The 25,170-nt window shown below is 64.3% G+C and carries 17 protein-coding genes; 9 read left to right on the top strand and 8 right to left on the bottom strand.

The genetic code is table 11. The features are described 5' to 3' along the window. Positions 1 to 2: 2 nt before the first annotated feature. The 7 genes from KIO74_RS28680 to KIO74_RS28650 all read right to left on the bottom strand — a co-directional run bounded on the left by KIO74_RS28680 (position 3) and on the right by KIO74_RS28650 (position 9,305). Positions 3 to 839 carry an ABC transporter permease gene (locus KIO74_RS28680; RefSeq protein ID WP_213338782.1) on the bottom strand — a complete coding sequence of 279 codons (837 nt, stop codon included), beginning with the start codon at positions 837 to 839 and terminating at the stop codon, positions 3 to 5. Next, on the bottom strand, positions 836 to 1,813 hold the full coding sequence (locus KIO74_RS28675) for an ABC transporter permease (protein WP_213338780.1): 978 nt from the start codon (positions 1,811 to 1,813) through the stop codon (positions 836 to 838). Before KIO74_RS28675 ends, KIO74_RS28680 begins: the two co-directional genes overlap by 4 nt. Further along, the gene (locus tag KIO74_RS28670) at positions 1,810 to 3,513 is read right to left on the bottom strand and encodes an ABC transporter ATP-binding protein (RefSeq protein WP_213338779.1); all 1,704 of its coding nucleotides are present in this window, start codon (positions 3,511 to 3,513) and stop codon (positions 1,810 to 1,812) included. Before KIO74_RS28670 ends, KIO74_RS28675 begins: the two co-directional genes overlap by 4 nt. Positions 3,514 to 3,525: 12 nt before the next feature. Continuing rightward, a complete protein-coding gene (locus KIO74_RS28665; protein ID WP_213338777.1) occupies positions 3,526 to 4,419 on the bottom strand; it encodes a fructoselysine 6-kinase in 894 nt (297 codons plus the stop codon). Between the two features lie 115 nt (positions 4,420 to 4,534). Continuing rightward, positions 4,535 to 5,590, bottom strand: a complete 1,056-nt coding sequence (locus KIO74_RS28660) for an SIS domain-containing protein (protein ID WP_213338775.1) — start codon at positions 5,588 to 5,590, stop codon at positions 4,535 to 4,537. After that, entirely contained in the window at positions 5,587 to 7,218 is a 1,632-nt protein-coding gene (locus tag KIO74_RS28655; protein ID WP_213338773.1) for a hydantoinase B/oxoprolinase family protein, read from the bottom strand. Before KIO74_RS28655 ends, KIO74_RS28660 begins: the two co-directional genes overlap by 4 nt. Further along, the gene (locus KIO74_RS28650) at positions 7,218 to 9,305 is read right to left on the bottom strand and encodes a hydantoinase/oxoprolinase family protein (protein WP_291978341.1); all 2,088 of its coding nucleotides are present in this window, start codon (positions 9,303 to 9,305) and stop codon (positions 7,218 to 7,220) included. The genes KIO74_RS28655 and KIO74_RS28650 overlap by 1 nt, the downstream gene beginning before the upstream one ends. A gap of 104 nt (positions 9,306 to 9,409) precedes the next feature. On the opposite strand from KIO74_RS28650, the gene KIO74_RS28645 reads away from it, so the two are divergent. From KIO74_RS28645 to KIO74_RS28625, 5 genes are all read left to right on the top strand, one after another. Beyond that, the gene (locus KIO74_RS28645; RefSeq protein WP_213338771.1) at positions 9,410 to 10,357 is read left to right on the top strand and encodes a LysR family transcriptional regulator; all 948 of its coding nucleotides are present in this window, start codon (positions 9,410 to 9,412) and stop codon (positions 10,355 to 10,357) included. A 397-nt stretch (positions 10,358 to 10,754) separates the two neighbouring features. Next, positions 10,755 to 12,692: a sigma-54-dependent Fis family transcriptional regulator gene (locus tag KIO74_RS28640; RefSeq protein WP_213338769.1), complete on the top strand. Its 1,938-nt coding sequence runs from the start codon at positions 10,755 to 10,757 to the stop codon at positions 12,690 to 12,692. A gap of 198 nt (positions 12,693 to 12,890) precedes the next feature. After that, positions 12,891 to 15,044, top strand: coding sequence for a hydantoinase/oxoprolinase family protein (locus tag KIO74_RS28635; protein ID WP_213338768.1), 2,154 nt, complete (start codon positions 12,891 to 12,893; stop codon positions 15,042 to 15,044). A gap of 38 nt (positions 15,045 to 15,082) precedes the next feature. Continuing rightward, a complete protein-coding gene (locus KIO74_RS28630) occupies positions 15,083 to 17,413 on the top strand; it encodes a hydantoinase B/oxoprolinase family protein (RefSeq protein ID WP_213338767.1) in 2,331 nt (776 codons plus the stop codon). A 72-nt stretch (positions 17,414 to 17,485) separates the two neighbouring features. After that, on the top strand, positions 17,486 to 17,995 hold the full coding sequence (locus KIO74_RS28625) for an acetone carboxylase subunit gamma (RefSeq protein ID WP_213338766.1): 510 nt from the start codon (positions 17,486 to 17,488) through the stop codon (positions 17,993 to 17,995). 94 nt (positions 17,996 to 18,089) lie between these two features. Here the strand turns inward: KIO74_RS28625 and KIO74_RS28620 are convergent, their stop codons facing one another. Continuing rightward, positions 18,090 to 18,791: an MOSC domain-containing protein gene (locus tag KIO74_RS28620; protein WP_213338765.1), complete on the bottom strand. Its 702-nt coding sequence runs from the start codon at positions 18,789 to 18,791 to the stop codon at positions 18,090 to 18,092. Between the two features lie 452 nt (positions 18,792 to 19,243). Between KIO74_RS28620 and KIO74_RS28615 the strand changes: the two genes are divergently transcribed. From KIO74_RS28615 to KIO74_RS28600, 4 genes are read left to right on the top strand one after another with little or no spacing between them, the layout of a single operon-like run. After that, a complete protein-coding gene (locus tag KIO74_RS28615; protein ID WP_213338763.1) occupies positions 19,244 to 20,098 on the top strand; it encodes an FAD binding domain-containing protein in 855 nt (284 codons plus the stop codon). Continuing rightward, entirely contained in the window at positions 20,095 to 22,410 is a 2,316-nt protein-coding gene (locus KIO74_RS28610) for a xanthine dehydrogenase family protein molybdopterin-binding subunit (protein ID WP_213338761.1), read from the top strand. The genes KIO74_RS28615 and KIO74_RS28610 overlap by 4 nt, the downstream gene beginning before the upstream one ends. Beyond that, positions 22,403 to 22,900: a (2Fe-2S)-binding protein gene (locus KIO74_RS28605; RefSeq protein WP_213338759.1), complete on the top strand. Its 498-nt coding sequence runs from the start codon at positions 22,403 to 22,405 to the stop codon at positions 22,898 to 22,900. The genes KIO74_RS28610 and KIO74_RS28605 overlap by 8 nt, the downstream gene beginning before the upstream one ends. Continuing rightward, positions 22,876 to 25,140, top strand: coding sequence for a xanthine dehydrogenase family protein molybdopterin-binding subunit (locus tag KIO74_RS28600; RefSeq protein ID WP_213338757.1), 2,265 nt, complete (start codon positions 22,876 to 22,878; stop codon positions 25,138 to 25,140). Before KIO74_RS28605 ends, KIO74_RS28600 begins: the two co-directional genes overlap by 25 nt. Positions 25,141 to 25,170: the final 30 nt, after the last annotated feature.

The raw sequence follows: 25,170 nt of genomic DNA, 5'->3' as shown, positions 1-25,170 counted from the left end.
GATTATTCCTCCCTGAGACGTGGATCGAGATCGTCGCGCAGCCGGTCGCCCATCACGTTGATGGCAAGAACGGTCAGCGCGAGAAGGAGCGAGGGCCAGATGGCATACATCGGGTGCTGGCTGAGATAGCCGCGCGCCGTGCCGATCATCTGTCCCCACGACGGTTCCGGCGGCACGATCCCGAGACCGAGGAAGCTCAAGCCGGATTCGAGAAGGATGGCGGCAGCCACGGTCAGCGTCGCCTGGACGACAAGCGGCGAGAGTATGTTCGGCAGGATGGCGACGCCCACCACGCGCCGCACGGAAGCGCCCATCGCGTGTTCGGCTTCCATGAATTCCTGCCGCGTGACCTGCAGCGTCGCGGCATGCGCGACGCGGGCGAAATGGGGGATGTAGAGGACGCCGATCACCACCGCGAGGCTGAAGACGCCGCTTTCCCAGAAGCCGACGGCCAGCAGCGCCAGAAGGATCGGCGGGAAGCTCAACATGATATCGACGCCCCTCATGATGATGAAGGACAGGGCCGGCCGGCCATAGGCCCCGGCGATGCCGAGCAGCGTGCCGAAAAAGCCGGCGATCACGGTCGCGCCGATCGCCACCAGCATGGTCGGCCGCACGCCGATCAACAGCCGGCTCAGGAGGTCACGGCCAAACTCATCGGTGCCAAGCCAATGCTGGGCCGAACTGCCCTGGTTCACCGCCGAGGGATTGATGGCATAGGGATCCTGCGGCGCAAGCCACGCGCCGAAAATGGCAACGAAAACGACCGCGCTCAGGATCGCAAGGCTCACGGCGAAAGCCGGCTGGCTGCGCGATAGGCTGAGGAGCCTGCCTGTCATGAGCGCCTCCTGCGGATACGCGGATCGAGCAGGCTGTAGAACAGCTCCACGATCAGGTTGATCAGGATGAACAGCGCGGCGATGGCCAGCATCGAGCCCTGCACCAGCGGATAGTTGCGGGCAGAGACCGCGCTGACGAGGAGCGTGCTCAGGCCTGGCCAGTTGAACATCGCCTCGACGAGGACGGTACCGCCCATGAGATTGCCGAGCTGCAGGCCTATAATTGTGACGATCGGAATGGCCGCGTTCCGCAGCACGTGCTGCCAAATGATGCGGTGCTCGGACATGCCCTTGGCCCTGAGCGCGCGCACGAAGTCGCGGCCGAGGATCTCGAGCATCGACGAGCGGGTCATCCGAGCGATCGATGCAGCGAGGCCGAAGCCGAGCGCCAGCGCCGGCAGGGCAAGCTTGCGGAAATGCTCGACCAGATTGCGCGAGATGTCGGTGTAGCCGCTGGCCGGCAGCCAGCCGAGCTTGATGCTGAAGAACAGTACGAGCAGAGTGCCCAGGATATAGACCGGCACCGAAATGCCGATCGTGGCGATCGAGGTCAGGACCGTGTCGCGCAGGGAGCCGCGCTTCAGCGCCGCGGCGATGCCGAGCGGCACCCCGATCAGCGTCGCTACAATGATCGCGGCGAAGGCCAGTTCCAGGGTGCGCGGCAGGTTGCTCTTGACATAGTTGGCAACGGGATAACCGTTGGTCAGCGACTTGCCGAAGTCGAGATGCAACGCGTTCCAGAGCCAGACGAAATATTGGCTGATCACCGGCTGGTCGAGACCAAGCTGGCTGCGCATCGTGGCGACCGCCTCCGGGGAGGGGTTGCTCTCGGCACCAAGCAGCAGCAGCACGGGATCGCCCGGCATGATGTACATCACCGAGAAGATCAGCGTCGCCACCACCAGAAGCTGGACGAATGCGGTCAGAAGCTTGCGTCCGACGAGGGCGAGCGCGCCTGCGAATGTCGCGTTCATGCGGCTCCCCTCCCCCCGCGTTCAGCGCCGACGGTGGGAACCGCATCCAGGAGAAGCCGCGTATAGGGGTGCTGCGGCGCCTTGAAGACCGCCTCGGCGGGCCCGGCCTCCACGATGCGCCCCTTCTGCATGACCGCTATCGCGTCGCTGACATGTTCGACCACCGACAGGTCGTGAGAAATGAACAGGTAGGTCAGGTCGAACTCCACCTGCAGGTCCTTGAGCAGGTTCAGGACCTGCGCCTGGACCGACACATCGAGCGCGGAGACCGCCTCGTCGCAGATGACGAGCGCCGGCTTGAGCGCGAGCGCGCGGGCAACCGCGATGCGCTGGCGCTGGCCACCGGAGAATTCATGCGGATATTTGGCAGCCGCCGCACGCGGCAGGCCCACCGCATCGAGCAACTGCAGGACATGGTTGCCGCGCTCGGCCGCCGTGCCTTCCTCGAAGATCACCATGGGCGCCTCGATGAGGTCGGCCACGTTCTGGCGCGGGTTGAGAGAGCCATAGGGGTTCTGAAAGACCATCGCGATCTCGCGGCGAAACGGGCGCATGGCGCGTTCCGGCAATCGCGCGATATCCCGATCCTTGAACAGGATTTGCCCGGAATCCGGATTGGACAGACGCATGACCGCCCGCGACAGCGTGGTCTTGCCGCAACCGGATTCACCGACAAGCCCCAGCGTGGTGCGGGGCGCGATGGAGAAGCTGACACCGTCCACAGCGCGCATCTCAACCGGCGCCGAGAGCGGCGATGGCTTCACCCAATAGGATTTGCGCAGATCCTTGAGCTCAAGCAGCGGACGGACATCCGTCCCGATGGGCACAGCCGTCTCCGCGGCTCGCGTGCGCGGCTGCGGCCGGACGCTGCGCACCCGGCCCTCGCCATCGCGCTCGATGACGGGCAAGCGCTCCTGCCGCAGGCCGAGCGCCGGCATGGAGTCGATCAAAGCCTTGGTATAGTCGCTTTGAGGCTTGGCGAAGAGGTCGCGCGTGGCTGCCTCCTCCATCATGTCACCGGCATACATGACGGCGACGCGGTCGGCGACCTCATAGATCACGCCGAGGTCGTGGGTGATCAGCAGGATCGCGGCGCCGACTTCCTTGTTGAGGCCGCGCAGCAGGTCCAGCACCTGCTTCTGAACCGTCACGTCAAGCGCTGTCGTCGGCTCGTCGGCGATGATGATGCGCGGCTTGCAGGACACCGCCATCGCAATCATGACGCGCTGGCACTGCCCGCCGGACAATTCATGCGGATAGGAGCGCATGCAGCGGGCAGGGTCCGGGATGCGAACCTTCTCCAGGAGTTCAAGCGCCTTGCGGCGCGCGGCTGCCTTGCCGATGCTTTCGTGCAGCAGGATCGCCTCGACGATCTGATCCCCGCAGGTGAAGATGGGGTCGAGCGATGCCATCGGATCCTGGAAGATCATCGCCACATGGCGGCCGCGCAGCTTGCGCAGTTCGGCCGGCGCGAGCTTGAGCATGTCCACGCCATCGACCAGAACCTCACCGCTTGTGACGACAGCGTTCGGCGGCAACAGACCCATCACGCCGAGAGACGTGATGGTCTTGCCGCTGCCGCTTTCACCCACCAGGCCAAGGATCTCACCCGGCTTGATCGTGAAGCCGATGTCGCGCACGGCGGATTTGAGGCCCGCTGCGGTCTTGAAGGCTATGGAGAGGTTCCTGACTTCGAGCATCGCGCCTCTGCCTCAAGCCGGTGTTTCGGCGTCGATCGGCGCGGCATGGCCGAAAGCACCCTCGACCCGACAGATCTGCGCCGCGAATTCAGCGCCCCGGTCCAGTGCGGCGCGGATGACGCCGGCTGGCGGACGCACGCCGCGACGCCAGCCGGCAGCGACGAGCGACAGCAGCGTGGCGGTGATGAAGGCATCCCCGGCGCCCAGCGTGTCCACCACCTCGGTCGGCTTCGGCGCCACTGTGATGAAGTCCTCGCCATTATAAGCGATCGCGCCCTCGGGCCCGAGTGTCGCCAGCGCGAGGCCGCAGCCCTGCGCCACCGTCTCGCGGAGCGCGACCATGGCGCGTTCGCGGCCGACATCGCCGGCTGACAGCGCCGCGAAATCGAGATGGGGCGCCACGGGGCCGATGAGATCATCGACCTGCCAGCGATAGGAGAAGTCGTAGGACAGGAGCGCGCAGGCCGGACGCAACACCGTGAGCTGGGAATTGAGGTGGCTGTAGCAGCTGGTATGCACCAACGCGAAGCGCGCGAGATAGTCGAGATCGGCCTGGGCCGGCACGAAGGGATGTTCGCGCGCGACACCGCCCTTGTTGGAAGAGACGAACTCGCGATTTCCGTCAACGATCCGCACATCGGCATGGCCGTTCGCGCCTTCGACAACGCGACAATGCGTGGTCGGTATCGCAAGCACGTCAAGCGTCGCGCGGACATGATGGCCGGCGCGATCTGTCCCGAACGTGCCGAGGAACGCTGCGTCCGCGCCCAGCATCTTGGCATAGGCCGCGAAATTCAGCGCATTGCCGCCGGGATACATAACCCCGGCGTTGAGATAGCGGTCGACGACATTGTCGCCGAGCCCTATCACGCGCAAACCACGCAAATCGTCGTCGGTCGCGATCATGCTTGCCTCCTGCCCAAATGGTCGAAGAGGCAGGCACGCGCCCGCAAGCCGCGTTCCACCCGATGCGACACGCGCATGCGATGGTCCGGCAACGATGCTGGCGGGCGCTTTGCCATCAATAGTCGACCTTCCACATGTAGCGGCGCACCGAGAGCGGATGCTCACGCAGCACCGAAAGCGTATGAGCAAACCAGTACCAGGTGACCCCGATGACGAAAGGCGACAGGAGGGGTGATACGTCCTCGTAACGGCCGGCGTCGAAGGTGATGATCTTGTCCGTGACGCGCCGGGTGAATTTCAGCGCGCGCTGATCGATCTTGCGGTTTTCGCCATTGTCCATGAGGAAGATATAGGCCATGTCCGCGTCCGCCACCTCGAACGGCCCGTGGCGGAATTCCCCGGAATGGATGTCGGACGCGTCGAGCCATAGCATCTCGTTGAAGATGCAGATCGAATACTGGTAATTGAGTGCCGACAGGATGCCGCTGGAGAGAACATAATAGATGTTCTCGTCCTTATAGCGGCGGGCGAGTTCCATGCCGCGCTCACGCTCTGCATCCTTGATCTCGTGCAGACGTGCCGGCATCGCTTCAAGATCGCGCACGAGGCGGGCACCGACCGGATTGCCGAGATATTTCAGAAGATGCGCCGCGAAGAGATAGGCGACGAGCGTCTTGGGCATCCCCGGCAGTTCACGGCTGTAGGGGAGCAGGTGATCGCAGATCTTGGCGAGCCCGCTCTCATGGCCCGCTGTCAGCGCGACGGTGACCGCGCCCGTGGTTTTCGCCCAGCGCGCGGCGACCACCGTGTCCTCGGTCTCGCCGTTATGCGAGGTCAGCAGCACCACGGCCTTCTCGTTGACCGGCTTCGGGCGTCGCGTCTCGAATTCCGTCGCGTTGATACGCTCGATGCGCAGGTCACAATACTTGTCGAGGATATACTTGACCGGCTCGATATAGGAGTTTGAGCCGCCGGCGCCGACGAGATAGACGGACTCGATCTGGCGCGACGAGAAGATCTCCTTCACGAGCTTTTCGGCGACCGGATTGCCGTCGCGAAAGGCCATGTCCAGGACGCCCTTGAGATAGTCCCCTTCGAGATAGTTGGGGTTGGGCGCGGATTTGATCGCGTCGTCGCTCGGCGTCAGGTTTTCGAGGGCCATGTCAGTCATTCTCCAGATGCTTCAGGTCCAGACGCGCGACCGAAGCCACCGCCGCCCGGCGTTTGCAGGAACAGGCTGTCCCCGCGGTTCATGAGGATGTTGGTGATCGAGATGTCGTATTCGGTCGTCTTGCCGTCCGCGGTCCCGAACTTGAGATGGGCGACCTCACCGGCGCCACCGCCGAAGACGCCGTCCGCCGGCGTCCGCAGACCCTCGCTGGAGGCATTGGCGCGGATGCCGTCGGTCATGGCGACGACCTCGCGGACGATACCCATGCCGCCGGTGGTATGCCCCTCGCCGCCGGAGCCGTCCGCCAGCGCATAGCGGCGCACCATCAGGGGATATTCGATCTCGAGCGCTTCGGCCGGCAGGTTCGACGTGTTGGTGATATGCACCTGGATGCCGTTCATGCCGTCATGCGCGAGGCTCGCGCCAGCGCCGCCCCCCACCGTTTCCAGATAAACGAAGTTGCCTTCGCGCGTTTTGTGCGGGCCGAAGAAGATCATCGTCGCATTCATGTCCGCCGAGGAGGCGAAGACTTTCTCCTTGGGCAGAACATCGGCGAAAGCCTGGAAGATGGCGCGCACGACGCGCTGGCAACTGGTGGAGCGGATGCCGACCGCCGCCGGGAATTTGGGCCGCACGAGGGTCCCCTCTTCCGCCACGATGGTGACGGGAAGCGCCATGCCCTCATTGGGCGGCAGTGTCGGGTCGAGCAGGGCCTTGATGGTGTAGTAGCAGGTGGCATCGAGGGCCGTCTTCGGAATATTGACGGCTCCCCGCGCCTGCACATCGGTGCCGGTGAAGTCAAAGGTGATGCCCTCACCCGCGACCTTGATGGCGACCTGGATACGGCAGGGCTCATGGCCGATGCCGTCACCGTCGATTAAGGCCTCGCCCGAATAGGTGCCATCGGGCAGATCCTTGATGCGCTTGCGCAGGCGGCTTTCCGAATAGGCGATGAGGTCGTCAACCGCCTTCTCGACTGTGCCGATGCCGAACTGGTCGGCGAGCGCGACCAATTTGCGGCGGCCGATCTCGTTGGTCGCGATCTGCACCTTGAGGTCGAGCACGCGCTCCAGCGGATCGCGGCTGTTGGTGCTGATCAACTTGACGATCTGCTCGTCGAGGACGCCCTCGCGCGCGATCTTCAACACGGGAATACGCAAGCCCTCGGCGAAGATGCTGGTCTGGCTCGGGTCGCAGGACCCCGGCACGCCGCCGCCAACGTCTGAGTGATGCCCGAGATTGGCGGCGAAGAAGCACAGCCGCCCCTCATAGAACACCGGCGTGAGGATCGAGATATCGGGCGTGTGCGAGCCCCCGGCGAGATAGGGGTCGTTGCAGATGAAGGCGTCGCCCGGCTTGATCTCCTCAAGCTTGAAGTTCTCGAGCACCGCGGCCACGCCACCTTGCAGCGAACCGAGATGCACGGGAATATGCGAGGCCTGCACGATCAGGCGGCCCGAGCCGTCGAACAGGCCGACGGAGCAGTCCTTGCGCTCCTTGATGTTGGTGGAGAACGAGGAGCGGACGAGGCTGAGGCCCATCTCGTCGGTGATCGACATGAACCGGTTGGAGTAAACCTCCATCTCGATGGCGTCGAACTCGCGCGGAGGCTTGACGTGCTGTTGCATCACGCGCGACCCTTCACAAACTTGAGGATGATGTTGCCATAGGCGTCGACGACGCCCTGCTGGTCGGGAAGCACATAGGCCGTCGAGGTCAGTTCCTCGATGATGGCGGGGCCGGAGAATTCCTCGCCCTGGGGCATCAGCGCGCGCTTGTAGACCGGCATCGTCAGCCAACCGCGCTCAGGGCCGACATAGACGTCACGCTCGCCCATCCTGGCTGCGGCCATGGAGCCCGGCGCGCTCGCCACCGTCTGCAGCGGACGGCCGGCATGGCCAATCGCCTGGACACGGAGGTTGACGATCTCGACCGGGTGATCGTCAAGCGCATAGCCGTAGACAACCTTATGTGCGCCGGCGAAGCGGGCGGCGAAATCCTGGGCCGTGGTGAGCACGCCTTCCACGCGGATCTCGTGGTTCTGGCCGGCGTAGCGGGCTTCCGCGATATGCTGGAGCGCACGCTTGTCATCGGGAATGGTTTCGGCTTCCAGCCACGCGCTGGCCTGCTCCTCCAGCGCGACGACGGCCGCCGTGATCTCTTTCCAGCTCTCGCCCTCCGCGCGCTTGATCTGGGTGGAGACGAAGTCGCGGGTGACGTCGGACAGCAACACGCCGCGCGCGCACATGGTGCCGGGCGATTCCGGAATGATCACGGTCTCGAGCCCGGTCTCGGCGGCCACCAGCGAGGCGTGCAGCGGGCCCGCACCGCCGAAGGCCATCAAGGCGAATTGCTTGAGATCATGGCCCTTGTCCATGGACACGGCGCGGATCGCGCGGGCCATATTCGCCACCGCGATGCGGATGATACCCCAGGCCGTATCCTCGACGCTGCGGCCGATCTTCTCGGCCACCGCGCCGACCGCCTTTAGCGCGGCCTCGCGATCGACCGGCATGGCGCCGTCGAGCAAGGCGACGGGATTGAGCCGTTGCAGGACGATATTGGCGTCGGTGATGGTCGCTTCCGTACCGCCCTTGCCATAGGCGGCCGGGCCGGGCACGGCTGCCGCGCTCTGCGGGCCGACCTTGAGGCCACCGGCATCGTCGAGCCAGGCGATGGAGCCGCCGCCGGCACCGATGACGCTGACATCGACCATGGGACAGCGGATGGAATAGCCCGCCACGTCGCGGTCGGCCGAATAGGCGGGCTTGCCGCCCGCAATCAGCGCGACGTCCGTGGACGTGCCGCCGACATCATAGGTGATAATGTCGGGGAAGGAGGCGGCCTTGCCGACGAGGGCCGCGCCGACGACGCCAGCCGCCGGGCCGGACAGGCAGGTGCGCACCGGATAGTTGCGCGCCGTCTCGGTCGACATCAGGCCGCCGTTAGAATGAATCGTGTAAGGCTTTGCCTCCACGCCAGTCTTGCGCGACCGCTTCATGAAGCGGTCGAGATAGCCGTCCATGCGCGGCATCAGATAGGCGTTCATCACCGTGGTGGAGATGCGCTCGTATTCCCGGAACTCGGGCAGCACGTCGCTGGACAGGCTGATAAAAACGTCGGGCAGATAGTCCCGGATGATCGCCGCGGCGCGCTGCTCATGCGCCGGGTTGCGATAGGAATGCAGGAAGCCGATCGCGATGGCCTCGACCTCCGCCTCCCTGAAGTGGCGCGCGGCAGCCGCCACGCCTTCCTCGTCGAGGGGCAGGATCATTTCGCCGTCGGGGCCGAGGCGCTCGGAGACTTCAAGGCGCAGCGGACGCACCACCAGCGGGTCGGGCTTGCGCACGCTCATGTCGAACAGGTCCGGCCGCGTCTGCCGGCCGATCTCCAGCACGTCACGGAACCCAGCGGTCGTCAGGAGCCCCGTCTTGCCGCCCCGGCGCTCGATGACCATGTTGGTCGCAACCGTGGTACCGTGGCCGAAATGCACGACATCGGCCGCAGAGAGCCCGCGCTCCGGAAAACTGGCGATGCCGGTCTCGATCGCCTCGGACGGGTCATGCGGCGTCGATGACACCTTGAAATGACGCATGGCGCCCGTTTCGTCGTCAAGCACGGTGAAATCCGTGAAGGTTCCGCCGACGTCGATGCCAACCCTGATAGTGCCCATGATGATGCGGTTCGTCTTTCCGGCGGCAGGGACAGCCGCCACATCCCTTGATCACCGGCACTCTAGGAGGGGCTTCCCTATCCCGTAAAATTCAATTATTCGAGCTTTCCATTCCATAATGGAATACGCCGGAGTCTTATCGAAGCATGCGCCGGATCAAGCTGCGCCATCTCGACACGCTCGCCGCCTTCATGAAGACGGGCTCGGTCACGGAGGCCGCGCAGGCGCTCCACACGACCCAGCCGAACGCCAGCAAATCACTCAAACAGCTGGAAGACTTTGCGGGCGTCAGGCTGTTCGAGCGTCGCGCCGGACGGCTGCGCCCGACCCCCGAGGCGGAGCTTCTCTTCACCCATGCCACCCGATTGATGGACGAGCTGACCCTGTTCGAGAACCTGTCGCTGGACCTCACCACGATGGCGCAGGGCTATGTCAATATCGGCATTCTGTCGGCCTTCAGCACGGCGCTCCTCCCCATGGCGATGGAGCGCTTCAACAGCCAGTATCCGGGCATCCAGGTGCAGGTCGACCTGCTCGACTCCGACAAGATCCACACCTATGTCAGCCGCGGCAACTACGACTTTGGCCTCGTCCATCATCCCGAGCACGAGTCGGATCTGATGACGCAGACGCTGAAAACGGCCTCGATGGTGTGCATCATGCCCAAGGCGCATGAACTCGCCAAGCACCGCATCATCCTGGCGAGCGACCTGGCCGGGCAGCCCTTCGTCACCTATCCACGTTCCGTGCCTTTTGGCGCGGCGATCTTCCGCTCCTTCTCCACCGAGGGTGTGCGGCCGTCCAACTATCTGATTTCCAACCAGAGCCAGTTGATACGCCGCTTGGTGGAGCGCGGACGCGGCGTGGCGCTCGTCGATCATTTCTCCGTATGGGACGCGGGCGAACTGGACCATATTGTGATACGCCAATTCGAGCCGCGCATTCCCGTCTCGATCGGCATGATCATCCCGAAACGCCGCCCGCTCTCGCTCGCGGCCCAGACCTTCGTGAACGTGCTGAAGGATGTGCTCAACCCGGACGTCTATTCTCCGCCGGGAAGCCCCATGCCTGATAGCGTCATCGACGGTCTATAATATAAGCACCACTCCTAGTCTGCGCATTCTGCGGGTCGCATGGCCATTGAGCTCCAGACGCCAAAGCCGCGTCAGCAGCTCGAACATGCATGGGGATCAATGCTGCGCCAGCCGCCTGACCGCACTCACATTGACGGAACACCCGCAACGCAGCCCGGCCTGACTGACGGGTTGCAGGATGCCGATGCCCTGTGCATAGTTCGAGCGAGGTTGGCCTTAGAAGCCTACGATTTGGGGGAACGCAAGCGGAGGCGACCTGTGCGAGGTTGGCTCCCTGCCGCGACGGCTTTGCCATCCGGGCTTGGCCGCCAGCCGCTCCCGATCACGGTGATGCCGCCTGCCTGCAATGGTCGTCCGTAGCAGCGTTTAAGCCGTTATCGGTGATCGGGAGGGACGCATGCACAGACAGCGCGAAATGCGTCACGCGTGGGAGACCTTTCTCGGCAGGGGGGAAACTCCCGCTGGGATGCCCCCTGACCTTGTCGCATCCTGGGTGCGCTCGCGAGCCCTTGGCGTCAACGCATCAAGACGCGAAGCGCCCCTTTCCACGGAGCCTGAAATATACCGACGACGTTCGGGCAGCTCGGCCCTCCTCGCCGCCGCGCGACCGGCGCTGAACCGTTCAGGCCTGTTTCTTGCCGAAGCCTCGTCGATGATGATCCTGACAGATGCCAGCGGCTTCATTGTCGAAACGGCTGGTGATCCCCGCATTGTCGACAACGGCCGTCGCAATCACCTGGAGACCGGCGGGCGTTGGGAGGAGGCGGTGATCGGCACGAATGCCATCGGCACGGCATTGGTCGATGGCAAGCCGACCGAGATTCGCGGCGCAGCGCATTTCTGCGAGGATGTGCAGCGCTGGACTTGTGCCGCCACGCCCGTCCGCCATCCGCTGGATGGGGACATTCTCGGCGTCGTCGATATTTCCGGGCCCCTTGCGCATTTCAATCCGCAAAGCCTGGCGCTGGCCGTGTCGATCGGCCAGGAAATCGAGGCGACGCTGGGCCAGGCGGCCCGGGCCGAGCACGAACTCCTTCTGCGCAGTTTCGTCTCGAAGCGCGCCATATGGCTGAGCGAGGATATCCTCGTCATCGACAGGCGCGGCTTCGTGGTGCACGCCGCCGAGAACGCACGGCGGCGCCTCGATGCGGATCCCGATGGCTTCAGAAGCGAATTGAGACAGTTCATCGGTTCAGCGCGGCAGGAGACCTGGGAGGAGAACTGCCGACGCCGCTTTCCGAACGCGAGCCTGGAAATCGTGCAGAGCGAAGGCGATGCGATCGGATGCCTCATCGTAATGCATCGCCCACGCGGCCGGTCCCCGACAAGCCAGCCCAAGGAGGCTGTTGAGCCCGTGATCGGCTTCGGCAGCATCCTGGGCGAGAGCGCGGCGATCGATGAAGTGCGCATGCGGGCGCGCAAACTCGGCGCCAACAACCTGCCCGTTCTCATCGAGGGCGAGACCGGGGTCGGCAAGGAGTTGTTCGCCCGCGCGATCAAGAGCTCCGGACCGGTCGCAGACGGGCCTTTCGTTCCGCTCAATTGCGGCGGCATGCCTCGTGATCTGATTGCCAGTGAGCTGTTTGGCTATGCCAAGGGTGCTTTCACCGGTGCCGACACGAATGGTCGCGCCGGCAGGATCGAGCAGGCAGACGGTGGCGTCCTTTGCCTTGACGAAATCGGCGAGATGCCGCTCGATCTGCAATCCTACCTGCTGCGCGTGCTGGAGGACGGGATCGTTTATCGCATTGGCGATCCGGTGGGGCGGCATGTCGACATCCGCATCCTGTCGATGACCAATCGTGACCTCTCCGCCGAGGTCGAGGCCGGTCGGTTTCGCCGCGACCTCTACTACCGCATCGCCGCGGCGCGGCTCCGCATTCCACCTCTGCGAGAGCGTCGGGAAGACATCGCCACCCTCGCGCGCAGCTTCGCGGCGAGGGCGGCGGAGCGGCTCAACAAGCCCGCGCCGACATTCGCGCCCGCGTTGCTAGAGCACCTTATCGCTCATCCCTGGCCGGGCAATGCCCGCGAGCTGCGCAACGTCGTCGATGCCATGGTCACCCTGGCGGAGAACGATCGCCTCGAACTCCCGGATCTTCCTCTGGAGCTTGCGCAAGGCCCTGCTGCCGTCGCCCATTCGGCGCCACCTGTCGCAGCAACGCTGCCCGCGTCGAAGGCCAATCTGCGCGCGGCTGAACGCGCCGCCATCCTCGCCCAGGTCGAAGCCTGCGGCGGCAATCTCACCGAAGCGGCAAAGCGGCTCGGCATCGCCCGCTCCACACTCTACCTGCGGCTCGCCGAATATCGCTCCGCCGCTCCGAAAGGACACTGATCCTACGTCCGGACGCCGGACAACCAGCCGTCCGGCGTCCGACGATCGGACGATGTGCGGACGCGAAAGCTCTTTCTCGCACGTGCGGCAAGCACCTGGAAAATCAGATATCGCCGCCTAGCGTCGACGTTGGCACGCTCCCTGCCCTCCTTCCGGTTACCGGCTCGTCAGAGGCCGGCCCTCAGAAGGAGGACGCTCATGAACATACATACCCCCAACGACAGAAGCGTGCAGGTGCTCGGCATTGATGCCGGCGGCACCATGACGGACACTTTCTTCGTCGATTCCGATGGCGATTTCGTCGTCGGCAAGGCCCAGAGCACCCCGCAGAACGAGGCGCTAGGGCTGATCGCCTCGAGTGAGGACGGCCTCGGTGCCTGGGGCCTGACGCTCGACGCGGCGCTGCAGCAACTCCAGACAGGGGTCTATTCCGGCACGGCGATGCTCAATCGTGTCGTTCAACGGAAGGGCCTGCGTTGCGGCCTGATCGTCAACCGCGGCATGGAGGACTTCCATCGCATGGGCCGGGCGATCCAGGCCTATCTCGGCTATGCCTACGAGGACCGCATCCACCTCAACACTCATCGCTATGATCCGCCGCTCGTGCCGCGCAACCTGACGCGCGGGGTCGTCGAGCGCGTGGACATGTCGGGCACGGTGGTCATCCCGCTGCGGGAGGAAACCGCCCGCGAGGCCGCGCGTGAACTCATCGCCGCCGATGTCGAGGGCATCGTCATCAGCCTGCTCCATTCCTACAAGAACCCTGACCACGAACGCCGCGTGCGTGATATCGTGACAGAGGAAATCGCCAAGAGCGGCAAGTCCATTCCGGTGTTCGCCTCGGCCGATTACTATCCCGTGCGCAAGGAAACGCACCGCACCAATACGACTATTCTCGAAGGTTATGCGGCCGAGCCGTCTCGTCAGACCCTCAAGAAGATCTCCGACGCCTTCAAGGAACACGGCACCAAGTTCGACTTCCGGGTGATGGCGACCCATGGCGGCACGATTTCCTGGAAAGCCAAGGAACTCGCACGCACCATCGTCTCCGGGCCGATCGGCGGCGTCATCGGCGCCAAATATCTCGGCGAGGTACTTGGCTACAGCAACATCGCCTGCTCCGATATCGGCGGCACATCCTTCGACGTGGCGCTGATCACGCAGGGCGAGCTGACCATCCGGAACGATCCTGACATGGCGCGGCTCGTGCTGTCGCTCCCGCTTGTCGCGATGGACTCGGTTGGCGCCGGCGCAGGATCCTTCATCCGGCTCGATCCCTACACCAAGGCCATCAAGCTCGGCCCGGATTCAGCCGGTTACCGGGTCGGCGTCTGCTGGAAGGAGAGCGGCATCGAGACGGTGACGATCTCCGACTGCCACATGGTACTTGGCTATCTCAACCCGGACAACTTCCTCGGCGGCGCGGTCAAGCTCGACCGGCAGCGCTCGGTCGATGCGATCAAGGTGCAACTTGCCGATCCGCTCGGCCTCTCCGTAGAGGATGCGGCGGCCGGCGTCATCGAGCTGCTCGACTCTGACCTGCGCGATTATCTGCGCTCGATGATTTCCGGCAAGGGCTACTCGCCGCAGAGTTTCGTTTGCTTTTCCTATGGTGGGGCCGGGCCGGTTCACACCTATGGCTATACTGAGGGGCTCGGCTTCGAAGACGTGATCGTGCCGGCCTGGGCGGCCGGATTCTCGGCCTTCGGCTGCGCGGCCGCTGATTTCGAATACCGCTACGACAAGTCACTCGACATCAACCTCGCGCCGGATGCTCCCGATGACCAGCGCGTGGCAGCGGCACAGACGCTGCAGGCCGCTTGGGAGGAACTCACCCGCAACGTGCTGGAGGAGTTCAAACTCAACGGCTACGAACCCGACCAGGTGACGCTGACGCCCGGCTACCGCATGCAGTACCGCGGCCAGCTCAACGACCTCGAGATCGAATCACCGCTCGGCTCTGCCGGCACGGCCGATGATTGGGAGCAACTCCAGGACGCGTTCAACACCACCTACGGCCGCGTCTATGCGGCGTCAGCCCGCTCGCCGGAACTGGGCTATTCGGTGACCGGTGCGATCATGCGTGGCGCGGTGCCGATCCCGAAGCCAAAGATCCCGAAGGAGCCGCTCGAAGGCGAGACGCCGCCTGAAGACGCGAAACTCGGCACACGCAAGTTCTACCGCAAAAAGCGCTGGGTCGATGCCCAGCTCTACAGGATGGAATCCCTGCGTCCGGGCAACCGCGTCATCGGCCCTGCGATCATCGAATCCGACGCGACAACCTTCGTCGTTCCCGACGGCTTCGAGACCTTCCTCGACGGGCACCGCCTCTTCCACCTCAAGGAAGTGTGACACGGGCCAGCACCTACAATATCCGGAGGAATACAGTCATGAACGTCAATGTTCGAGAGAAAGACCTCGCCTCTACGACGCGCGGCATCGTGCGCGGCGGCGAAACACTCAAGGAGCACCGCGACCGCCTGATGGAGGCGACGAAGCGGACGAAACACTACGCGGGCCTCGAGACGATGGAGCTGCGCGACAGCCAGCCCATCCTCTACAACAAACTGTTCTCGCGCCTCAGGGCCGGCGTGGTCGACGCCCGCGAGACGGCCAAGAAGATCGCCGCCTCGCCGATCGTCGAGCAGGAGGGTGAACTCTGTTTCACCCTCTATAACGCGGCGGGCGACAGCATTCTGACGTCGACGGGCATCATCATCCATGTCGGCACCATGGGCGCCGCGATCAAATACATGATCGAGAACGGCTGGGAGAGTAATCCCGGAGTCAGGGACAAGGATATTTTCTGCAACAACGATTCCCTCATCGGAAACGTCCATCCCTGCGACATCCACACCATCGTCCCGATCTTCTGGGACGGCGAGCTGATCGGCTGGGTCGGCGGCGTCACCCACGTCATCGATACCGGTGCGGTTGGTCCGGGCTCCATGGCGACGGGCCAGGTACAGCGCTTCGGCGACGGCTATTCCATCACCTGCCGCAAGGTGGGCGAGAACGACACCCTGTTCCGCGACTGGTTGCACGAGAGCCAGCGCATGGTGCGCACCACGCGCTACTGGATGCTCGACGAACGCACCCGTATCGCCGGCTGCCACATGATCCGCAAGCTGGTCGAGGAAGTGATCTCTGAGGAGGGCATCGACGCCTACTGGAAATTCGCCTACGAGGCGGTCGAGCATGGACGGCTCGGATTGCAGAACCGCATCAAAGCGATGACCATTCCTGGCAAATACCGTCAGGTCGGCTTCGTCGACGTGCCTTATGCCCATGAGGACGTCCGGGTTCCGTCCGATTTCGCGAAGCTCGACACGATCATGCATGCCCCGTCCGAGATCACCATCCGGGGCGATGGCACGTGGCGCCTCGATTTCGAGGGAGCGAGTCGGTGGGGCTGGCATACCTACAACGCCCATCAGGTCTCATTCACCTCTGGCATCTGGGTGATGATGACCCAGACGCTGATCCCTTCCGAGATGATCAACGATGGCGCGGCCTACGGTACGGAATTCCGCCTGCCCAAGGGCACCTGGATGAATCCGGACGATCGGCGCGTTGCCTTCTCCTATTCCTGGCACTTCCTGGTCTCGGCCTGGACGGCGCTGTGGCGCGGGTTGTCGCGCTCCTATTTCGGGCGCGGTTATCTGGAGGAGGTCAACGCCGGCAATGCCAATACCTCGAACTGGCTCCAGGGTGGCGGCTTCAACCAGTATGACGAGATCCACGCCGTGAACTCGTTCGAATGCGCCGCCAACGGCACCGGGGCGACCGCTGTCGGCGATGGCCTCAGCCATGCCGCTGCGATCTGGAACCCGGAAGGCGACATGGGCGATATGGAGATCTGGGAACTGGCCGAGCCGCTGGTCTATCTCGGCCGCCAGATCAAGGCCTCCTCGGGCGGTGCCGGCAAGTATCGCGGGGGCTGCGGCTTCGAGAGCCTGCGTCTGGTCTGGAGCGCCAAGGACTGGACCATGTTCTTCATGGGCAATGGTCATATCTCGTCGGATTGGGGGTTGATGGGTGGCTACCCCGCAGCCTCCGGCTATCGCTTTGCCGCGCATAATACCGGGTTGAAAGACCTTATCGAACAGGGCAAGCCCCTGCCCCTCGGCGGGGACACCGATCCGCAGAACCCTGTCTGGGACGACCTGATCAAGGGCGCGGTGATCAAGCGCGACAAGCAGGCGATTACAACGGAGGAAATGTTCGCCGATTACGATCTCTATCTCAACTATATGCGCGGCGGGCCGGGCTTCGGCGATCCGATCGACCGCGAGCCCCAGAGCGTTGTCGACGATCTCAACGGTGGTTACCTGCTCGAGCGCTTCGCCGCTCAGGTGTATGGGGTGGTAACGAAGAAGGGCGCCGACGGCAGCTTCGCGCTCGATACCACCGCGACCGACAAGCGGCGCAAGGCGATCCGCAAGGAACGCATCGCCACGTCTGTCCCGACCGGCGAATGGCTGAAGGGCGAGCGCGAGAAGATCCTGGCCAAGGATGCCGGCACCCAGGTGCAACAGATGTTCGCGGCTTCGTTCAAGCTCGGCCCGCGCTTCGAGAAGGACTTCCGCGCCTTCTGGAACCTGCCGACCAGCTGGAGCCTGACCGAGGAGGAGATCGGCATTCCCCACTATGGCTCGCACTACTCCATGGACGTCTCCGAATTGCCGGACGTGAAGACCGTGCAGTTCGTCGAGGAATGATCCCGTTTCCGGGCCGGCTTGCCGCCGGCCCGGCGCGCCCGCGACAATCAATGACAATCCGAGGAAACAGCCATGGCCTATACCCGCGCCAAGATCGCCGATCTCGTCGACGGCAAGATCGATCACGACACGCTCCACCAGATGCTTTCCACGCCGAAGGATCCGGAGCGCTTCGCCACCTATATCGAGATCCTGCAGGAACGCATGCCCTGGGACGACCGCATCGTCCTGCCGCTGGGGCCGAAGCTCTATATCGTCCAGCTCAAGACGACCAAGCAATGGAAGGTCCGCTGCGAATGCGGCCATGATTTCTGCGATTGGCGTGAGAACTGGAAGCTGCATGCGCGCATCCATGTCCGCGACACACCGGAAAAGATGGAACAGATCTATCCGCGGCTGATGGCCCCGACCTCATCCTGGCAGGTGCTGCGTGAGTATTACTGCCCCGAATGCGGCACGCTGCATGATGTCGAGGCGCCGACCCCCTGGTATCCGGTGATCCGCGACTTCGAGCCTGATATCGACACCTTCTACAAGGATTGGCTCGGTCTGCCGGTCCCCGAACGCGCCGAGGCGGCGTAGAATTTTCACGTGGGCGCGGCTGTCGAGACCGCCGCGCCCCGTGTTGTCACGCGTGCCGCGCGGCAAGTGCGAGGCCCCAAGGTCGCCCGCTGCGTCATCCCGCCGGGGCAGGCGTCACCCCGAAGAGACGCGAAGTCCAATCCTCCACCACACGGGTTGAGAGCCGACGCTCGGCAAGCCGACGCCAGCTTTCCGGCAGACCCGGCAGATCGGCCATCGCGGTCAGTTCCGCATAATCGAGCGGCGTGACATAGAGCAGCCGCCAAAGCCGCCTTATGGTCCACTCCGGCACGTGACGATCAAGCAGGGTCAGGCTGTCGCCCGGTCCGACGAGTCCCGTCTCTATGACCCGATAGTACCAGCCGGTCCTGCCGCTCGTTTGCACACGCGACGCCATGTCATCGATGCCGAAGCGGATATTAAGCTTCCAGCAAGGCTGGCGTCCCTGCGTCACCTCGACCACGGCGCTGCCCAGCCGGAAGACATCTCCAATTGCCACCGCGGCCTCATCGAGACCCGCGATCGAGAGATTCTCCCCGAAGGCGCCGGGTTGGGCGAGAAGAGCTTTGTTCCCGATCTCCGCACGCCAAGCCCCGTAGTGCTCGAAGGGATAATGGTGAACGGCCTTGTCCGGCCCGCCGTGATGCCGTCGATCACCCTGCGCGTCGCCCTCGAACCCCTCGAAGCCCAGCCGAAGCGGACCGTCTACCGGGTGCTTGTCGATGCCGCTCGGCGTCTCCGTCTGCCCGAGTGGGCGAACGGAGCCGACGAGCAAGTTTTCGAGACGCAACATCATTGTTGAAGCCCCCCATTTACGACCTCACCATAGGCGGCCCGTCCGCGGTGGTCACCTGCGGCTTCTCGCCATATCAGAACGGCTCCGGCCTCTCCAATACAAGCGCGCAAGCCAACGGACGTCGGGACCAGGAATGGGAATAGAGGGGAATGGTGCCGATCTTTGGGGAAGACCCGCATCCAGCTCGATAATCGCTTTCAATCACAAAGGCTTATAGGCGATCAATGGGCATGTAGCGCCGCAGTTCGGCCTGTCCAAATTTTATTATTTTTCAATTGATCTTGCTTATACTCAAAAACTCCATAGGATGGATTCGATAGTATGAAAGCGCGAACGAGCGCTGCCAAGACAGAGGGTTGCGCGGTTAGCGGAAGGAACGAAATAGGCGGCCCGGCACGGGCTGGAGGTGGTTGGATGCTGCCCACGCCATCATTCGGGACTGAACAAGACTCATGAAGCCTGCGTCATTCGACTACATCAGACCCGGATCGCGGGCCGAAATCGTCGCCGCTCTTGCCGAGCACGGCGATGACGGAAAGATCCTTGCAGGCGGCCAGAGCCTGGTCGCTGCGATGAACTTCCGACTGGCGCGACCCGAGGTGCTCATCGACATCAATGGGACGCGAGAACTCGACTACCTCAAGCCGTCGGGCGATACCCTCGCCATCGGCGCGCTGACACGCCACGCCGCGTTCCACAAGCCGGCAGTTCCCGGCCCGCTCGGCGTGCTGCTGGCCAAGGTCGTCCGGCATATCGCGCATTATCCCATTCGCCAGCGCGGCACCTTCACCGGCAGCCTCGCCCATGCCGATCCGGCGTCCGAATGGTGCCTCGTCGCCACAACGCTCGACGCCGAGATGCTCATCGTCAACGCCGCCGGCGAACGGCGCTGCCGCGCCGGGGATTTCTTCAAAGGCACCTTCACCACGGCCGTTGGCGCGCAGGATCTGCTGTCCGAAGTTCGGCTACCGCTGCTGGGCGATGGCTGGCGCAGCGGCTTCTATGAATTCGCGCGGCGGGCGGGCGACTTCGCGCTGGCGATGTCGCTCGTCGCGCTCAAGCTTGAGAACGGGCGCATCACGGCGGCACGCCTCGGCGTCGGCGGTGTTGCGGACCGGGCGATCCGCCTGCGCGACCTCGAAAACGAACTCGTCGACAAGGCGCCCTCGCGTCAACTGTTCGAGGATGTGGCAGCCTCGGCACGGGCGGCGATCAAACCGAGCGAAGATATCCACGCTTCCGCTGACTATCGCAGCGATCTCATTCGGACCGTCGTCCTCAGGGCATTGACGGAGGCCGCGGCATGAGCTGGATCGGCCGATCCCTGCCGCGCCTCGAAGATCCCTCGCTCCTCATGGGACGCGGGCGCTATGTCGCGGATCTCGCGCGCGGGGTTGCCGCCGTGAAGTTCGTGCGCAGCCCGGTTGCTGCCGGGCGTATCCTCAGCATCGACGTGCCGGAGGGGGAACTCGTCTTCACAGCCGCGGACCTTGCCGGGGTGAAGCCGATTTGCCCCATCCTGCACCGGCCGGACTATATCGCGGTCGAACAGCCCATCTTGGCCAAGGACAGGGTGATGTTCTGCGGCCAGGCGCTCGCTGTCGTGGTCGCTGATGACCAGAGCCTGGCGGAGGATCTCGCCGAGCAGGTCTTTGCCGACATCGACGCCGAGGATGCGATCGTCGATATGGACACGGCGCTCGCGGAGGGCGCGACGGCGGTCCACGCCCACGCGCCCGGCAATGTGCTCGTCGAGGGGGCCATGCGCAGCCCAGGCCTCGATGCCGCCTTCACTGACGCCGCCGAGATCATCTCGCTCGATTTGCGGTCAGGCCGGCAATCGGCGATGCCGCTTGAGGGGCGCGGCGGCGTGGCGCAATTCGACCGGATTTCCGGGCGTGTGACGCTCTACGCGTCGGTGCAGATGCCGCATATGCTGCGCACGGGTCTTGCCGACGTGCTGCAGATGCCGGAAGCGGATCTGCGCGTGGTGGCGCCGGACGTCGGCGGCGGCTTCGGCCAGAAGATGTCGCTGTTCCCCGAATATGTGGTGCTCGTCTGGCTGGCGCGGAAGCTGGAGCGCGACGTCGCCTGGATCGAGGACCGCAGGGAGAACTTCCTGGCGTCGTCCCACAGCCGCGACCAGTCCTTCCGCGTGCGCGGGGCCTTCGCCAAGGACGGCACACTGCTCGGGATCGACGCCGACCTGAAGAGCAATGTAGGCGCCTTTTCCTGTTATCCCGTGACCTGCGGCGTGGAACCGCTGATGGCGCTGGCCGAACTGCCGGGCCCCTACAAGTTGGCGGAATATGGCGTTCGCTCGCGTGGCGTGACCACCAATACCGGCATGATGGCGCCCTATCGCGGCGTCTCAAGGCCCATGCTGACGCTCACCATGGAGCGGATGATGGATGTCGCAGCCAAGCGCCTCGGCATCGATCCCATCGAGATCCGTCGCCGCAACCTCATCGACACCTTCCCTCATCGCTCGCCGACCGGCCTCGTCTATGACGAGGGCAGCTACAAGGAAGCCATGGACCGCGCCGTCGAGGCGATCGATCTCACCGGCTTCCGCGCCCGGCAGCGGGAGGCGCGCGCAGAAGGGCGATATCTCGGCATCGGCTTTTCCGTGTTCAGCGAGCGCACCGGCTATGGCACACCGGCCTATGCCGCGCGCGGCATGAATATCGTCCCCGGCTATGAGATCGTCTCCTGCGCGATGGATCCCTCCGGCTTCGTCGAGGCACGGATCGGCTCCTCGCCGCATGGACAGGGGCTGAAGACGGCGCTCGCCCAACTCATCGCCGACGAACTCGGTGTAGAGCCCGCGATGGTGAAAGTCATCTCAGGTGATACCGACGCGACGCCCTATGGCTGGGGAACCTTCGCCAGCCGCTCGATGGTGATCGCCGGTGGGGCCTGCAAGCTCGCCGCCGGCAAGGTCGCGACGCGGTTGCGCTCGGTCGCCGCCGTGATGATGCAGGCTGACGCGGATCACGTCGTGCTCGAGGATGGGCTGGCGCGTGTCACAGGCACCAACCAGTCCCTGCCCATTCCCGAGGTGGCGCGGGCCTCTTATCACCAGAGCCATCGCTTCCCGCAAGCCGGCCCCGGCCTGATCGAGAACGCCACCTACGATCCCGGCGGCACGTTCTCGAACGCCTGCCACGCTTGCATCGTCGAAGTCGATATCGAGACGGGCGGCGTCAAGATCGAACGTTTCGTCGTCGCCGAGGATGCCGGCGTCCTAATCAATCCCATGATCGTCGACGGGCAGATCCATGGGGGCGTCGCCCAGGGCATCGCCAACGCGTTGTTCGAGGAGTTGGTCTACGACGAGACCGGCAATCTCCTCACCGTCTCGCTCGCCGACTACCTGCCGCCGACCATCGCGGAAGTCCCGAAAATCGAGATCGAGCATCTCGTAACGCTGTCTGACGCGACGATCACCAAGGCCAAAGGCGTGGGCGAGGGCGGCGCGATCGGCGCGCCGGCCGCGATCATCAACGCGACCGTCGATGCGCTGTCGCCCTTCGGGGTCGAGATCTTCCAGATACCCGCTACCCCACAACATATCCGCAAGCTGATCCGCGAGGCCGAACGGAACGTCCATGGCTAACAAGCATGTCATCACGCTCAAGGTGAACGGCAAGGACTATAACCTTACCGTCGAGGCGCGGCGTACACTCGCTGATGCACTGCGCGACGATTGCGGGCTTACCGGGACGCATCTGGGTTGCGAGCACGGGGTCTGCGGCGCCTGCACGGTTCTGGTCGACGACAAGCCCGTGCGCTCCTGCCTGATGTTCGCCGTGCAGGCGGAAGGCCGCGCCGTGCGTACCGTGGAAGGCCTGGCAAAGGGCGACGTGCTGCATCCGCTCCAGAAGGCCTTCTGGGAGAACCATGGGCTGCAATGCGGCTTCTGCACGCCGGGCTTCCTGATGCTGGCCGCAGGCGCGCTGGAGGCGGATCCCGATCTGAGCGAGGCGGAGATCCGCGATATCCTGTCGTCGAACCTCTGCCGCTGCACCGGCTATCAGAACATCATCAAATCTGTCTGTCTTGCTGCAAACGAGATGCGTGCATGTCCGCCATCGGCCGATCGCTGAAGCGGCTGGAGGACCGCCCGCTCCTCACAGGGGAAGGGCGCTTCGCCGCCGACAACCGCGCCGACGGCCAGGTGCATATGCGCATCGTGCGCTCGCCAGTCGCCTTCGGCCGTATTCTTGACATCGAGACGGAAGAGGCGAAATCGCTTCCGGGCGTCATCGCCGTGTGGACCGCCGCCGATATTGCGGATCTGCCACCGATCGATTTCCGCATGACCCGCATTGCGGGCCTCGAACCCTATCGGCAGCATGTCCTGGCGCGGGACTACGTGCGCTATGTCGGTGATCCCGTCGTCGCTGTCTTTGCCGAGGACCCCTATACCGCCGAGGATGCGGCCGAACTGGTCTTCTGCGATATCGAGGAAGAAACGCCCTGCCTCGACGCGACCGCGGACCCCGTCGGCTTCATGCCTGAGCGCGATCCCGGGCTCCTCAGCGAACCGGCTGTCATCACCAAATCCTATGGCGATATGGAGGCCGCCTTCGCGGGCGCCGCCGCTGTCATCGAGATGGAGCTGAAGGTCGGGCGCCATACGGGCGTGCCGCTGGAGGCGCGCGGAGCGCTCGCCGTGCACGACCTGGAGACGGGCGTGCTCACCATGTATGGCGCGGCCAAGGTGCCGCATTACAACCGCGACAGCATCGCCCGCATGCTCGGCCTCAAGCCGGAGCAGGTGCGGCTCAGCGAAGGCCATGTCGGCGGCGGCTTCGGCATTCGCGGCGAGCTCTATCCGGAAGACGTGCTGGTCTGCGCCGCCGCCTACCGGCTCGGCGTTCCCGTGAAATGGGTGGAGGACCGTCGCGAGCATCTGATGGCGGCCAACCACTCGCGCGACCAGGTGCACCGCCTCAAGGCGGCCGTCGACGCGAACGGCTTCGTGCGCGGGCTCGTGGATACCTTCTACACCGACCAGGGGGGCTATGTCCGCACCCACGGCGGCACGGTATCGGACCTGGCCGCGGCCCTTCTGCCCGGGCCCTATCTTATTCCGGCCTATCATGTGGAAGGCCATATCCGGCTGACCAACAAAACGCCTTCGGGTACCTATCGCGCGCCCGGCCGCTATGAGACGACCTTTGTCCGCGAGCGGCTGATGGACGCGATCGCGGCCAGACTCGCCCTCGACCCGGTGGAGGTACGCCGGGTCAACCTCATCCCCGAGGACCGGATGCCGTTCGACCGCGGCATCGAGGCTCTCGGTACCCATGTGCTCTATGATTCGGGCAAATATCACGATCTGCTTGATCGTACTCTTGCCCGAATCGGCTACCAGGACCTCAAGGCGGATCTTGCCCGCAGACGTCAGGCTGGCGAGGCCGTCGGCCTGGGCATTGCCTTCTTCGTCGAGAAGAGTGGCCTCGGGCCCCATGACCTCGTGACAATGTCGGTCCAATCCGATGATACGATCGAGATCGTCACCGGCGCGGCCTCCGTGGGCCAGGGCATCGAAACCGTGATGGCGCAGATCTGCAGCGACGTGCTCGGCGTGCCGATCGAGCGGATCCGCGTGATCCACGGCCAGACTGACCGGATTTCGATCGGCTTCGGCGCCTTCGCCTCCCGCGTCACGGTCATGACGGGCTCGGCCGTGAAAATGGCCTCTGAGGCGCTCAAGGAAAAGGCGATCGCTCTTGCCGCGCCCCTGCTGCAGGCCGATGTCGGCGCGCTCACGCTCGAAATGGGACGCGTGGTGTCGCGCGATTCGGGCGCGACGATCAGCCTTGCCGAAATCGCCGCGCAATCCGGCGAAGACCTGGATGCCGAAGGGCTCTTCCGCGCGGATCACATGAACTACCCCTACGGAATCCACGTCGCGCAGGTGCGCGTGGACAAGGCCGTCTGCGGGGTTCAGGTGGAGCGTTATCTCGTCGCCTATGACGTCGGACGCGCAATCAACCCCATGCTGATCGAGGGGCAGATCGTCGGCGCCGCCGCCCAGGGCATCGGCGGTGCGCTTCTGGAGGAGTTCGTCTACAGCGAGGAAGGCCAACCGCTCGCCACAAGCTTCGCCGACTATCTCATGCCGACCTGCCATGAGATGCCGCCGGTGGAGGTGCTCCTGCGCGAGGATGCGCCGAGCCCCCAAAACCCGCTCGGCGTCAAGGGCGCCGGTGAAGGCGGTATCACGGCGGTCGGTGCGGCCATAGCAGCCGCGGTCGATGACGCACTCGATCGGCCAGGACTGATCACGAGCCTGCCGATTGCTCCGAGCCGGCTCCACGCCCTGCTGCGATGCTGAAAATGGACTACCCTTTGGTCTCAAGCATTT

Source organism: Chelatococcus sp. HY11 (genome assembly GCF_018398335.1).
In the GTDB taxonomy this organism is placed as follows: domain Bacteria; phylum Pseudomonadota; class Alphaproteobacteria; order Rhizobiales; family Beijerinckiaceae; genus Chelatococcus.
The sequence above is the reverse complement of the archived record's forward strand: the minus strand, read 5'-3'. Positions and strand labels throughout refer to the sequence as shown.

Bases quoted from the DNA above. Each gene is read 5' to 3' on its own strand.
- KIO74_RS28610 (WP_213338761.1), top strand. From the start codon at position 20,095: ATGAGCTGGATCGGCCGATCCCTGCCGCGCCTCGAAGATCCCTCGCTC.
- KIO74_RS28600 (WP_213338757.1), top strand. From the start codon at position 22,876: ATGTCCGCCATCGGCCGATCGCTGAAGCGGCTGGAGGACCGCCCGCTC.
- KIO74_RS28605 (WP_213338759.1), top strand. From the start codon at position 22,403: ATGGCTAACAAGCATGTCATCACGCTCAAGGTGAACGGCAAGGACTAT.
- KIO74_RS28635 (WP_213338768.1), top strand. From the start codon at position 12,891: ATGAACATACATACCCCCAACGACAGAAGCGTGCAGGTGCTCGGCATT.
- KIO74_RS28660 (WP_213338775.1), bottom strand. From the start codon at position 5,590: ATGACTGACATGGCCCTCGAAAACCTGACGCCGAGCGACGACGCGATC.
- KIO74_RS28640 (WP_213338769.1), top strand. From the start codon at position 10,755: ATGCACAGACAGCGCGAAATGCGTCACGCGTGGGAGACCTTTCTCGGC.
- KIO74_RS28620 (WP_213338765.1), bottom strand. From the start codon at position 18,791: ATGATGTTGCGTCTCGAAAACTTGCTCGTCGGCTCCGTTCGCCCACTC.
- KIO74_RS28615 (WP_213338763.1), top strand. From the start codon at position 19,244: ATGAAGCCTGCGTCATTCGACTACATCAGACCCGGATCGCGGGCCGAA.
- KIO74_RS28680 (WP_213338782.1), bottom strand. From the start codon at position 839: ATGACAGGCAGGCTCCTCAGCCTATCGCGCAGCCAGCCGGCTTTCGCC.
- KIO74_RS28675 (WP_213338780.1), bottom strand. From the start codon at position 1,813: ATGAACGCGACATTCGCAGGCGCGCTCGCCCTCGTCGGACGCAAGCTT.
- KIO74_RS28645 (WP_213338771.1), top strand. From the start codon at position 9,410: ATGCGCCGGATCAAGCTGCGCCATCTCGACACGCTCGCCGCCTTCATG.
- KIO74_RS28630 (WP_213338767.1), top strand. From the start codon at position 15,083: ATGAACGTCAATGTTCGAGAGAAAGACCTCGCCTCTACGACGCGCGGC.
- KIO74_RS28670 (WP_213338779.1), bottom strand. From the start codon at position 3,513: ATGCTCGAAGTCAGGAACCTCTCCATAGCCTTCAAGACCGCAGCGGGC.
- KIO74_RS28665 (WP_213338777.1), bottom strand. From the start codon at position 4,419: ATGATCGCGACCGACGACGATTTGCGTGGTTTGCGCGTGATAGGGCTC.
- KIO74_RS28655 (WP_213338773.1), bottom strand. From the start codon at position 7,218: ATGCAACAGCACGTCAAGCCTCCGCGCGAGTTCGACGCCATCGAGATG.
- KIO74_RS28625 (WP_213338766.1), top strand. From the start codon at position 17,486: ATGGCCTATACCCGCGCCAAGATCGCCGATCTCGTCGACGGCAAGATC.